The organism is Varibaculum sp. C0165D1, from assembly GCF_056590355.1.
Genome location: NZ_JBWPVY010000002.1, coordinates 39,062 through 52,375 on the forward strand (window position 1 = coordinate 39,062; position 13,314 = coordinate 52,375).

Genomic DNA, 13,314 nt, shown 5'->3' on the forward strand with positions numbered 1-13,314 from the left:
GGAGGGCGATGAGCGGGCAACAGGCAGCTAGCGAGCCGGATCAGCGGGCTAAGCGACGCGAAAAACCGCGCGAAAAGAGTAACCGTCCTGCCCGTAACCGCGCAAAAGCCTTAAATAATGCGCCCGCTACTATCTCCTACCCCGAGGAACTTCCGGTTAGTGCGCGGCGGCAAGAAATCGCCGAAGCCATCGCCAACCACCAAGTGGTAGTAGTTTCCGGGGAAACTGGTTCCGGGAAAACTACGCAACTGCCCAAAATTTGTTTACAGCTAGGCAGAGGACGCGGAGCTTTAATCGGACACACGCAGCCGCGCCGGATAGCTGCCCGCTCAGTGGCTACCCGGATAGCCCACGAGCTGGGAGAAGACCTGGGAAAAACCATCGGTTTCCAGGTGCGATTCACCGACGTGGTGTCCGGCAAAACCATGGTCAAGTTAATGACGGACGGGATTTTACTAGCGGAAATCCGCACCGATCCCCTGCTGAAACGCTATGACACTATCATCGTGGATGAAGCCCACGAACGCTCCCTCAATATTGATTTCATTTTGGGGTATTTGGCGCGCTTGCTGCCCCGCCGCCCCGATCTGAAAGTTATTATCACCTCGGCAACTATTGATTCCCAGCGCTTTGCCGAGCATTTTTCCCGCCCCGGTTCCCCAGTCCCGATTATTGAGGTTTCCGGGCGCACCTACCCGGTTCAAGTGCGCTACCGCCCCCTGGATGGCTCCGATAGCACGGATGAGGACGCAGAGGGCGATGAGGAATCCTTCGAAGAAAACCGTAAGCACCTCCCGCACCAACAGAAAGAAGGAGCCACCCGCGGTGAAATAAAAGACCAGACCGAGGGAATCTGCCAGGCAGTTGATGAACTCTTTGCTTGCGGACCCGGCGATATTTTGGTGTTTTTGCCAGGTGAGCGAGATATTCGGGACACCGAAGCCGCCCTCGCCGCGCATTTAGGTTCCCGATACGTGCGCGCCGGGGAGCGCTCAACCGCTCCAGGCGCAGTAGAAATCCTGCCGCTATTTGCACGGCTATCCCCGGCAGAACAGCAACGAGTATTCGCCCCCCATCCTTATCCGCGGATAGTGCTGGCCACCAATGTGGCGGAAACTTCGCTAACTGTGCCCGGCATAAAATACGTAATCGATCCCGGTCTGGCGCGGATTTCTCGCTATTCCCAACGCACCAAAGTGCAGCGCCTGCCGATTGAAGAAGTCTCTCAAGCTAGCGCCCGCCAGCGGGCGGGGCGTTGCGGACGGATTAGCGACGGGATTTGTATCCGACTGTATTCGGAAGAAAATTTCCTGGAGCGTCCCCGTTTTACCGAACCAGAAATTTTACGCACCTCCTTGGCGGCAGTGATTTTGGCGATGGCCTCGTTAAACCTAGGGAAAGTGGCCGATTTTCCCTTTATCGACGCCCCCGATCCTAGGCAAGTCCGTGACGGGGAACAGTTGCTTTACGAACTGGGTGCCCTTTCCGAGCGAGACGAAAACTCAGCGGGTTACCGCCTCACCAAACTGGGGAAACGACTAGCGAAGTTGCCGATTGATCCTCGTCTAGCCCGGATGCTGATAGAGGCTGACCGGCGCGGCTGCGTATCAGAGGCGCTAGTAATAGTTTCGGCGCTTTCAATGCAAGATGTGCGCCTGCGCCCGCTAGAACACCAGGAAGCCGCCGATCAAGCTCATTCCCGTTTTTTGGATTCCAGTTCCGATTTCCTGACTTATCTGAATCTTTGGCGCTACCTGCGCACCCAATCCCGTGATCTATCCGGGAGCGCCTTCCGGAAAATATGTCAGCGCGAATTTCTGCATTACCTGCGTACTCGCGAATGGCAAGATCTTACTAACCAGCTGCGGCAACTATTAAAAGAACTGGGAATTAGCGCCCGCCCCTTGGCGAAACCATCCCGCTCGAGCTATCAGCCAGATCCGGAATTTCGCGAACTGATTGCGGCCTGCAAAAACCTCACCTCGAAATATTCTGACACGGATGCTATTCACCGTTCTCTGCTGGTAGGGATGCTTTCCGGGATTGGGAACTGGGACCAGCGCGCCAAACAGTACCTGGCTCCGCGCGGCGCCCGGTTTACGATTTGGCCAGGCTCGGGGCTCTCTAACCGCACATTCGATTGGGTAATGGCTGCCGAACTGGTAGAAACCTCCCGGCTTTTTGCCCGCAACGTGGCCCGGGTTAACCCCGATTGGATTATTCATGCCGGAAAACACCTGGTGAAACGCTCCTATGGGGAGCCGTATTGGTCGAGTAGGAAAGGCACTGCGCTAGTGCCGGAACGGGTCACCCTCTACGGGCTTACGATTGCCGCGGAGGTGCCGGTGCCTCTGTCTCGGCTGGGAAATAAACCGATGCCGACGCTATCGCCTGCGGCAAATAAGCTGGATCTGCCTGGCGAGCAGACCCCGCAAACCGCCCGGGAGTGGGCGCGTGCCTTCTTTATTGCTAATGCCCTGGTCAGAGGGGATGCCCCCTTGAACTATCCCTTCCTGAAACGCAATGAAAAGATGCTGGAGCGCGCCCGGGAAGTTGAGCAACGCACCCGCCAGGCGGGAATGGTGGCCGGTGAGGAAGCTTTGGCGGCTTTCTTTGCGCAGCGCTTGGGCAAGGAAGTAACCAATCCGGGAACTTTCGCGGCCTGGTTTAAACGTCAAGATGACCCCCATGTTTTGGATTACCCCGAGGACGTGGTGCTCACCCCCGCTGCCACCCAAAAAGCGCCCCGCAACTATTCCAGTGGTAAAGCCGCGGATCATTCGATTGGGGGCAGAACCGATTTGGCGGGCAAACTTACTCGGCTGTCTCGCGCCGGGTTCCCCGATCGCTGGATAGGGGCAGATTTTAGTTTGCCCCTGCAGTATCACTTCGCCCCGGGGAAGGAAGAAGATGGGATCACCTGCCAGGTTAGCTTGGAGCAGTTGCCCTACCTTAATCCGCAAGAGTTTCAATGGACAGTCCCGGGACTGTGGCCAGAGCTGTTCACCGCGCTAATCCGGGCATTACCGAAAACGGTGCGCCGCCAGCTAGTGCCTGCCCCCCAGGTGGCTGCGGAAGTCAGCGCGTGGATTGAGCGCGAACTGGCTAATCCCGCGGCTCCTGCTGGCGCTGCCGAAAGCCGCGAGCCTACCCCGGTACAGATTAAGCAAGAGGAAGCGCTGCAGGCATCTTTGGGGCGTTTAGCTGCTTGGGCAGGGATTGAGAAAAGTAAAAATAACGCGTCTACCAGTGAAAATCAGCCTAAAGTCCCGGGGAATGAAGACAGCGCGAAGAACGCCGATCCGGACCCTTCGGAGAGCGCAGAACAGGGAGAAAACGGGGACTTATCGAGGACAGGGACTCCCCAAGCCACTACAACCGCAGCGGCGGATACCTCTAAACATCCTGGCCATCACGGTCTAAAGGAAGTTTCGCCAAAGAAGAAGCAAACCGCCCCCTTGCGTCCGCTGGCTTCGCTGTTTATCGCGGCTCTCGACCAACTGCGCGCCGTAGAGGTAACCGCGCAAGACTTTTCCCAGGCGGTCACGGCTTTGCCCGCGCATTTACGGATTCGCTTTGCGCTGCGGGTGGGGAAGGAACAGATATATTCTCGCGACCTCGAAAAACTGCAAAAGCGTTACGGAAAGAAAGGACGCGCAGCCCGCAAGCAAGTAATCCGCGACGCGCTTTCGCAGGTGAGCAAAGCCGAAAGCGGAAAGAAAAACTCGACACCTTCGAAAAGGACTCGGAGCCGCGACGCAGCTAATAAAGCCGGCGGCCAACGTTTTCCGGAAACAGATTTTTCTCCCACTTGGCCACAAATACGAGAAAAAGCGGCAGTTTTACCTGCTGAGATAACCACTGCTGCTGGCGGGGTACCTGGTAAGGCCTTCCCGGGCTTACTGCCACAGCGCCTTCCCCGTCCCTTCGGATTATCACTGCTTTCGGGTCCGCAAAAAAACCGCTACGAAAACCCGCCTTCCGCCCAAACGAACAGCGAGAACCGCAGTCAGCAGAATTCCGCTTCCCCCACTTTCCCGGTGCGAGTAGCGCGCTTTGGAAACTTGCCGCAAGCTCAACGCTCCCACCACTTTGGGGTTACCTGTTTGCTTTGCTCCCAGCTCTGCCTGCCGCCTGGACGGATTTCCACCCGTTGGCCAGCGCATTTAGCCTTAAATCTGGCGGCACTGCCCTACGAAAAAGCGGATTTACTTGCAGATCTGCAGCTGGTAGCCACTTGGCGTTGCCTTAAAAAAGCCCAAGTCGATACCTGGCAGGTACGCGATGCTTCAGCATTACAGCAGTTAGCAGCAGATTTCCGGGACCGTTTCGAGGACGAGGTTTACGCCCTCGCCCGCGAAATTGGAGAGGTTGGAGCCAGCTATCGAGAAATATCAGCCGCGCTAGCTGGACATTTCCCTCTCAGCGCTTTAGCGGAAGTTACCCAGGTGCGCTCCCAGCTATCGCAGCTAATCTACCCGGGTTTCCTCTGGGATTTATGCGAGGGAGCTGCAGATTTAGGGCGTTACCTGAAGGCAATCGTTACCCGTCTTCAAAAGGCGAGCCAGGGGCAAAACAAGGGGAACCACCAGGAAGAACAGGCTTTAGCAATCTGGGAAGGCGCGCGCGAAAACCTGGAAAACCGAGAAGACCTAACCGCAGATCCTGCCGCCGTATCCACCCTCATCCATGGGTGCTGGCTGCTAGAAGAGCTGCGGGTTTCACTATTTGCCCAGCCCTTGGGTACGCGGGAGCGGGTATCCCTCAAGCGCCTGAGTAAGCTACTAAAGGATACCCATCTTTAAGCGACTCTCTTAAAGCAACAGTAAAATAGTGGCCGCGACCAGGGTGATTAGGGCGCCGATCCCTAAGCCGATCGCCACTCCCCCTAAGATTTCTTTAGCTACACTCGAGCGCGGACTCGGCGCCCCCAGGCGGGGAGAAGCACTCGACGAATGCTCGATAAAATCTGAACTGTTTTCCCAGGCTCCTAAAGTTTGCTCATTTGCAGACCCCTCCCGCTCCCGCGGCGGCGAAAAGGCCCCAGGAGATCCAGTTCCCGCCCCGATAGCCTCCTCAGTATTAACCATAATCGCTGGCGGTAAAGCTACCGGATGCCAAACGGGGGCCGCCGGTTCCACCTGCCCGCGAGCAGTCTGCCCCGACTGGGTTTCGGCCTCATCGTGCGCGGGAATAATCGGTTTTGCCGACGACAAGGAAGTCTTAGCATCCGCTGGGGCAACCCTCACTACCTCCTCCAGCGGTTGCGGCGGTGGGGGCTCCTTTAAAATTGGCAGAGCATCGAGGGTGCGCACCTGGTCAACTACTGACTTTAAGAGGGCGTAGGTCTGGGCAGCGCTGGGGCGAACTGAAGTCTCTTTCGCCAGCATTTGGGTAATCACATTCCACAGGGGGCCAGGAATTCCGGGCAGCATTCCCGGCATATCGTAGAACTGATGGTTTAAAACTTCCCCTACCGAGCCTCTAAAAGGGGTGATTCCGCAGAGCAATTCATAAAGGATCACTCCCAGGGAATAAATATCGGTTTTAGAACTGACTCCTTTGCCTTCAATCATTTCGGGAGCCATATAGTAGGGCGTCCCCGAGCGTTTAGTGGTCTGAATTTCGTAGCGGGGATCAATCCACCTGGCTAAACCGAAATCCGCGATTTTTGGCACCAGGTAGCCCGCTTGCCGTTTCAGCAAAATATTGGAGGGCTTCAAATCGCGATGCACAATCCCGGCGTGATGAATCGGGGAAAGACCAGCGGCAATCCCCATGCAATAGTAGACGGCATCTAAAGGCAGCAGCGTACCCCGCTTTTTTAGCAGCTCCCCCAAATCCCCGCCATCGGTATATTCCATAATGATTGCCATGTACTCCGGAGTTTGTACCAGATCATAAACTTCCACAATGTTTTGGTGACGCACCCCGGTAACCAGGTCTTTCTCCATCCGAAAACGCTGCACAATCCCGGGTTTAATCGCCAAGTTAGAACGCAAAATTTTGGCGGCATAAAGGTTCCCCCGCGAATCCGCGACCTTCCACACTTCCCCCATGGTGCCCGAACCTAGGGCTTTGAGCAGACGATAACCGGCGATATGAAACGGGATTTGCGAAACAGTGGAGCCGCCTTGGTTTACGGCTGGCATCGAGGGGGACCTATAGCCGGCCTCGTTGCCGAGCGTTCGCGGATCTGGTTCGAGATGCTCACTCACGTTCTATCTCCTGGATCTCGACAGTGGAACGGTGGTTAAGACCGCAAATATACCGTAAAAACCGATTAAGATCCCCAGGTTAGAGAGCCATCTTCCTTTATCCGGTTTCCATCGCTGATGCTTTTCCGGAATAGTGATGGGCTCTGGTTTCTCTAAGGTCTCCGCCTGGGGAGGCGCTTGTCCTAAGGTCTCAGCCTGCTGTTTAGCATCCTGGTTACGTCGATCAATCTTAGCTTTATTGTCCGCATAGGTTTTGTCCTGTTTTTGTTGTGCATCTATGGCTGACTGTCGGTGAATACGATTCAAATCGACCGAGGCAGCACCAGCTGAATAAGCCCATTGCGAGGAAACCGCGGAAGATACCACGTGTCCCGCGCTAGAATCCGCAAAATCGATAACGCCCCCACACATCACCAGCTGCACCATGAGCAGCACAATCATCACCGGAGTAGTTTGTTCCGCGCTGCGCACTAAAGCAGAAAAGAACAATCCTAAAGAGGACGCCGACAAGGTGGCCAGCAAACAGGCCAGGAAAAGTTCCCAACGGAAAGGCAGCGCCACCCCTCTATGAGGAACTCGATTTATTAAAGTGATTACCAGCGTGAGAATTCCCGCCTGCACCACTGCCGAAAGCCCGAGGCTGATGATTTTTGATAGCAGGTAGGCCCCAAGACGCAATCCCACCGCTGATTCCCGGCGGAAAATAGCGCGCTCGCGCACCAGTTCTCTAATCGCGGGAACCAGCCCCATCAGCACCGCCCCAAAGATCACGATTACCAGCAGCATTCCTGGCGATTTAATTCCCTCGGTATCCGTGCTGCCCACGAACCCGGTTTTGCCGGGAACGACTAGAGACAAAACCGCCATCACTAGCGGTAGGGCCACCGTAAAAATCACTACCAGCGGATCGGCCATCATCAGTCGCATTTGGCGGGAGAACAAGGTGCGACTTTGCCTAAGTAGAGAATGCTTTTTGGGGTTAATCAATTGTTTTTGCGCCGGAGCCGCCTTACTGCCCGCATGAACTCCGGCGAGCGTTAGCGACCTCCTTATATCATGGAGATTCAGCCGTCCCGAGGAGGCAAACATGGCTTGCATCTGGTCGGGAGCCTGCGAAAGTAAATCGTAGATTTCCGGAAAATCCTTCACCCCCAGGGGAGCAAAAAACCCTTTGATTCCCGCCGGCGGACCAAAGTAAGCCACTTTCCCCCCGGGAGCTAGCAGTAAAACATTATCCGCCATATGCAGATTGGCAGTTGAATGGGTAATAACTACCACGGTACGTCCTGGTTGCCCGTTTTGGCCGTGCGCCAGTTTAGCTAAAAGCCCCATTACTTCTCGATCCAGATTAGGATCCAGCCCCGAAGTGGGCTCATCCAAGAACAGCAAATCGGGTTCATCTAAAAGTTCCATTGCCGTCGATACCCGTTTGCGTTGCCCTCCCGACATCCGTTTTACTTTCGTATCTGCATGCGCTTGCAGATCAAGCTGATTAATGGCTCTCTGCACCGCTTCCTCGCGAACCTTGGCGGGAGTATTATCCGGAAAGCGCAGTTTAGCTGCGTAATCTAAAACTTTTCGCCCGGTCAAATCCAGATGCAATAAATCATCTTGGGGAACTGCAGAAATCCGCTCTGAAAGCGCCGAGGCATATTGGCTCATCTCCAAACCTTCAAAATAGGTGGCGCCCTTTTGCGGTTTAAGCTTACCCATCATGCAGTTAAGGAGTGTCGATTTCCCCGCTCCCGAAGGCCCAATTACCGCCAACAAAGAATCTTTTGGAACCGCAAAAGATACCTGGTCTAAAATAGCCTTTTTCGCCCCCGCCCCCTTTTGTCGTTCACTCGCGGTCGTGGGCACCTGGAAAGACATGTTGTCCACAATCAGGGTGTCGTGGCGGGGACCCTCAGCCACTATCCCCACTCTGACCAGCTTATTTTCCTGTAATCGTAGCGAAATCCTCCCCACGGTGAGTACATCACCCGGATGAATCCGCGCAGTACGTACCCGGAATCCGTTAATGAATACTCCGTTAGTTGACCCCAGATCAGTAACTGTTAACCCCCCATAACTGGTCGAAATCACAGCGTGATGGGAGGAAACCAACGGATCGGGCAGCACAACTTCGTTGTCAGCACCACGGCCGATATGGAAAATCTGTCCCGGAGCGGGAATCGGAATTTCGTTACCGGCACCCACTATTTCCCGGTTATCCGTTCTACCCAAATTAGTGGGAAGCCGGGCCGGGGCGGGGCGGGGCAGTTTTTTACCGACACCCAAAGTTGTCCACCCGCGAGGAACGAGCATATCGGAACGAGATAGAGACCGAGAGGGAGTATTAGCGGCGGTTTGTGGTATCGCTACCGGCGGCGGAGGCGGAATCTTCTCCACCCCTTTGGGGGTGGCAACTCGCGGCGGCAGAGCCGAAGCCGGTCGTAAAGACACCGCTGGAGCGGCACCCTTTTTCAGATTGTTGCCCACCATTTGCTCTTGATAGGTAATTACCGGAGCCGATGCTTGCATCCCCAGATGGAGCTGTCCGGTTCCTTCTAATAGATATTCCGCGCCGGGGCGTAATCTTTGCCCGCCGATGTATACCCCGTTAGTTGATTTAAGATCGGTAACTGTCCATCGCCCATTCAGGGAGGAAATTTTTAGATGGCTACGGGAGACTAAGGGATCTTGTATCCTCAACCCTGCAGATTTGTCCCGACCCACCACAATGGTCTGGCCAGAAGAGAGGGCAAGCGCTTTTCCTCCCCACTTCACCAATAGCTGCTTGCCCATGTGTCCTCTTTAGTGAAATCCTAAACTTTACTTTTTCAAGTTTACGGACTTGAGCGGCGAAAAGTTGCATCTGAATGGTTTAGCCTGGTTCATACGCTCAATTTTGCGAAGTTCCCGCAGATAGGCGGGGTGGTGGGGTGGAGGTCCTCCCCGGTATGTCCAAGTAAAAATATTTTCTACTTTGAAATCACGAGAGCATTCAGAGCAGGCTAGCACCCGGGTAGGGGTACGGAAACGCTCAACGCGGTGCCCGGCTTTACAGACCCCTATCCAGGGGGCGGGCAGGGAGGGCGCATCCGGGGATACTGTCCGCTCGCCACTTCCTCCTAGAGCTTTAATAGCTTGCTGCCACCGTTTTCCATGGCCCGCCCGCGGCCCCACCTGGGCGTGCGCCACCTCGTGTAAAACTACTTCCCGAGCGGCAGCAGCATCATATAGCGGTAGCAGATAGCGGGAAAAACTAATCCGTTTATCCCCAAAATGGCAGGCTCCGGCACGGCGGCGAGCATGATCGCAGCTCACTTCCCAATCCTGCAGTCCGCACGCATCTAGAGTGCGACGTGCCAGGTCTAATACCTCGTCCAACTCGCCTACTTTCAATAAATGCATTTAAAAACATAAACTAGGGCTGTTCCCCATGAATCCTAGCGGAGGCAAACTCGTAAATGACAACCTCACCCCAAGTAGCGCCAACGGTCTCTGCGCGGCGTGAAGTCACCCGGCAAAAACTATTCGCTGCCGCCCGGGAACTGTTCGCCAAAGAGGGACTAGGGAAAACCGGGGTGAAAACCCTATGCGAGGCGGCCGGTTTCTCCCGCGGCGCCTTTTACTCTAACTTCCCCGACTTTTCCGAATTTTTACGCCAATACGTCCGCGGCGAATTCACACAGGTATCCAAACAACTATCTCGGGCACAAACCCTTATTAACCAGAAATTACCCATCGGATCCGCAGCCTTAGAAGGTAGCTTCTTAACTACCCACTGGCCCCTGATAAGTGAAACCATCTCCTCCACCATGCTGTTTGAGCGAGATTTCGTGTTAACGCTGACCGAATTACGGGTCTATGCGGCACGCAACCGGGAATTTTTACCGTTTTTACGCAAAGAAATACTGGTACTTGAAAAGCAATTGGCGGAAATAATCACCGGCTGCCTACGTACCCAGGGTTTGCGGCTACTCGTCGATCCTCTCGACTGTGCTTTTGTGGTGGTTGCCCTCTGGCAAGCAGACCTGGTAAACCGTTCCGGTGGGGTTGCTTCCGGACAAGTTGTGCGCCCCTCCAGTCACTTCTTGGAAGTCGCCCTCCCGCGTTGCCTCGCCGGCATGGTTACCAGCGAATAGGCCCGGCAGCGCCCCTAGTGCCCCAAACCCTCTGCGGTAACCGGAGGTAGCGTCGACCAGGGGAAATTAATCCACTTATCGGTGTGCTTAAGTACGTAGTCGGGTTTAATAATCGACCGGGACTTTACATAGATACAGGCGCTTCTCGCTTCAGAAACCGTTACCCGCTCGCCCTCTTGCCCAGAAGGAATCCCGCGTTCGCGAATCAGCCGCATTACTAGCTCTAAAGTTTTCCCGGAATCGGCAACGTCATCTACTACCAGTACTCTCTTACCGGACAGAGCCGAAACATCCATCAGCGGGGGAATCAAGACTGGCTCGGGCAAGGTTTCTTCAATATCGGTGTAGAACTCTACGTTCATGGTGCCGATTGCTTTGAGCCCTAGCGCGTAAGAGAGAGCGCCGGCAGGCAACAACCCGCCACGAGCTACCGCCACCACTAACTCCGGCATCCACCCGGAATCTACGATATTCTGCGCAATTTGCCGAGTTGCGTCCCCAAAACCTTGCCAGGTGAGCACTTCCCGATCTTTAGTATCTGCCATAGAACTAGCCTAGCTATTTTTAGTGAACTTTTTTTGACTGGGAAAGAGCTTTTTCTTTTATCTATCTCCCCCACCGCCTCCACCTGGGAAAATAGTGCGTGTTCACCCGCAACAATCTGCTGCCAGGCTTAAACCCCTCCCCCTTTTGCTTTCTTTGCACTAAGCTGGGTAGCCGTGCGCTTTTTAAATGGAATGTCAGCGCCTTATGAGCTGACCTATGACGACGTGTTTATGGTTCCCTCACGTTCGGGAATCGCTTCCCGCTTCGACGTGGACTTATCTTCTGACGACGGCACCGGCACCACGGTACCCATCATCGTCGCGAATATGACGGCGGTTGCCGGTAAGCGCATGGCGGAAACAGTTTCTCGCCGCGGAGGCCTGGTCACCCTGCCTCAAGACGTTCCCGGCGACATCATCGCGAAAACCGTGGCCGAGGTTAAAGCCTGTCACACCGTCTATGACACTCCGGTGGTACTAGGTCCCCACGACACGGTAGCGGCGGCGCTTTCCCTGATTTCTAAGCGATCCCACCGCGCGGTACTAGTTACAGATGAGGAAAACCGCCCCATCGGGGTAGTTCCCGAGTCGGCATTGGCCGGGGTGGATCACTTTGCGCAGCTCCACACGGTAATGGATACCCATACCCTGCTCTTGCCGGAAGGGATAGGTCCCGAGGATGCCTACCGCCAGTTAGCCGAAGAACACCTAGGCCTCGGGGCGGTAGTCGATTCAGAGGGACGCCTAGTGGGGGTAATGACCGCCCCCGGGGCAGTACGTTCCTCTATCTACACCCCGAACACCGACCGGAACGGCAAACTGCGGGTAGCGGCGGCAGTCGGAATTAACGGTGACGTGGCTAGCCGCGCCTGTCAGCTGGTGGCAGCAGGCGTAGATGTGCTGGTAGTCGATACCGCGCACGGTTATCAAGACAGAACCATCCGGGCTTTGCAGGCAGTACGGGCTACCGGAGTGGAAGTACCGATCGTGGCCGGAAACGTGGTCACCGCAGACGCGGTATCTGAACTGGCCGCAGCGGGAGCCGATATTTTGAAAGTAGGAATTGGACCGGGCGCAATGTGTACCACCCGGATGGCTACCGGTGTTGGTCGCCCCCAGTTCTCGGCGGTGCTCGAATGTGCCAGCCGCGCCCATGAACTCGGGAAATCCGTGTGGGCTGACGGTGGCGTACGTCATCCGCGAGACGTGGCCTTAGCGCTAGCGGCCGGAGCCTCTAACGTAATGGTCGGTTCCTGGTTCGCTGGTACCCACGAATCACCTGGCGATATTGTGCGAGACGCGGATGGACGACCCTATAAGGAAAACTTTGGGATGGCTTCCCGCCGGGCAGTTCGTAACCGCAACGCCACTTCCCGTGGTTTTGAACGCGCCCGTAAAGAACTATTTGAGGAAGGAATTTCTACTTCCCGGATGTATCTGGATCCCGTCCGTCCCGGGGTGGAGAACCTAATCGACCAGATCCTGGCAGGAGTGCGTTCCTCTTTCACCTACGCAGGAGCGGCTAATCAGGCAGAATTCCGGGAAAAAGCAGTTGTCGGAATTCAAAGCGCCGCCGGATATAAAGAGGGCGCCCCCGTAGAAAGCTCCTGGTAAAAACGCTTCTAGGTAAGCGGTTACCCAATCAGACACCCAATAACTGACTAGCGAAAGGAATCACCTTGACCCGGGTATTGTTCGTATGTACCGGCAATATCTGCCGTTCAGTGATGGCGCAGGCGGTTGCCGCCCAAAAGGCTGAAGAAGAGCTACTAGATAATCTAATTTTCGATTCAGTGGGCGTTTCCGATGAAGAACACGGCAACCCCCCGGATTATCGCGCCGTACATATCCTGGAAGAGCGCGGGTGGTTGGTTCCCGACCACTACGCCCGTCAGATTAATCGCAATGATTTCCAGGATTTCGATCTACTTCTGGCCATGACCAGCGGTCATAAGCGTGCCCTCACCCGCCTAGCACAGCGTTGGGGAGCCGATGAAAGCAAAGTCCACCTCTACCGGGAGTTTGATCCCGAGGCCAGCTCGGACGATCTGGAAGTTCCCGATCCCTGGTATGGAGGCGAGCGCGAATTCGCCGACACCATCGAAGTTATCGAGCGGGTAACCCCAGTACTCCTAGAAGTCCTCTCCGAGCTCTCCTAACCCTTCTCACTAAATGTCCTCAACCTCGATAGAGACTTGTCTCCGCGCGCACTCGCATAAACGCGGGGTCAGGTTTTCTCCCCTGTAGACGTCCGCGCACAGGGGCGGATTTTGCCTCGCGCCCCGAAATCCGGAAAATGCTCTGGCATTTTCACGGATTTAGTGCCCGAAGCCTACCCTGCGGCATAAATCCGCCCCTGCACGCTAGTTGCGTACCTCGCGTGAGTCTCGTACCAACTATGTCCCTAGCGAGGGCTTTTAC

Annotated in this window: 8 protein-coding genes; 4 read left to right on the forward strand and 4 right to left on the reverse strand. The window is 55.4% G+C overall.

The features are described 5' to 3' along the window. Positions 1 to 8: 8 nt before the first annotated feature. The gene (hrpA, locus tag AC1EKS_RS02820) at positions 9 to 4,805 is read left to right on the forward strand and encodes an ATP-dependent RNA helicase HrpA (RefSeq protein ID WP_481010198.1); all 4,797 of its coding nucleotides are present in this window, start codon (positions 9 to 11) and stop codon (positions 4,803 to 4,805) included. A 9-nt stretch (positions 4,806 to 4,814) separates the two neighbouring features. On the opposite strand, the gene AC1EKS_RS02825 is transcribed toward hrpA, so the two are convergent. From AC1EKS_RS02825 to AC1EKS_RS02835, 3 genes are read right to left on the reverse strand one after another with little or no spacing between them, the layout of a single operon-like run. After that, positions 4,815 to 6,218, reverse strand: coding sequence for a serine/threonine-protein kinase (locus AC1EKS_RS02825; RefSeq protein ID WP_481008736.1), 1,404 nt, complete (start codon positions 6,216 to 6,218; stop codon positions 4,815 to 4,817). A 3-nt stretch (positions 6,219 to 6,221) separates the two neighbouring features. Then, positions 6,222 to 9,005: an FHA domain-containing protein gene (locus AC1EKS_RS02830; RefSeq protein WP_481008737.1), complete on the reverse strand. Its 2,784-nt coding sequence runs from the start codon at positions 9,003 to 9,005 to the stop codon at positions 6,222 to 6,224. Between the two features lie 27 nt (positions 9,006 to 9,032). Further along, positions 9,033 to 9,614, reverse strand: a complete 582-nt coding sequence (locus AC1EKS_RS02835; protein ID WP_481008738.1) for a SprT-like domain-containing protein — start codon at positions 9,612 to 9,614, stop codon at positions 9,033 to 9,035. Positions 9,615 to 9,670: 56 nt separating this feature from the next. On the opposite strand from AC1EKS_RS02835, the gene AC1EKS_RS02840 reads away from it, so the two are divergent. Next, positions 9,671 to 10,348, forward strand: coding sequence for a TetR/AcrR family transcriptional regulator (locus tag AC1EKS_RS02840; protein WP_481008739.1), 678 nt, complete (start codon positions 9,671 to 9,673; stop codon positions 10,346 to 10,348). A 14-nt stretch (positions 10,349 to 10,362) separates the two neighbouring features. Here AC1EKS_RS02840 and AC1EKS_RS02845 read toward each other — a convergent pair whose 3' ends face one another. After that, positions 10,363 to 10,893, reverse strand: a complete 531-nt coding sequence (locus tag AC1EKS_RS02845; protein WP_481008740.1) for a phosphoribosyltransferase — start codon at positions 10,891 to 10,893, stop codon at positions 10,363 to 10,365. 174 nt (positions 10,894 to 11,067) lie between these two features. Here AC1EKS_RS02845 and AC1EKS_RS02850 point away from each other — a divergent pair, with 174 nt between their 5' ends. Then, the gene (locus AC1EKS_RS02850; RefSeq protein WP_481008741.1) at positions 11,068 to 12,507 is read left to right on the forward strand and encodes a GuaB1 family IMP dehydrogenase-related protein; all 1,440 of its coding nucleotides are present in this window, start codon (positions 11,068 to 11,070) and stop codon (positions 12,505 to 12,507) included. Between the two features lie 65 nt (positions 12,508 to 12,572). Next, the gene (locus tag AC1EKS_RS02855) at positions 12,573 to 13,052 is read left to right on the forward strand and encodes a low molecular weight protein-tyrosine-phosphatase (RefSeq protein WP_481008742.1); all 480 of its coding nucleotides are present in this window, start codon (positions 12,573 to 12,575) and stop codon (positions 13,050 to 13,052) included. Positions 13,053 to 13,314 lie beyond the last annotated feature (262 nt).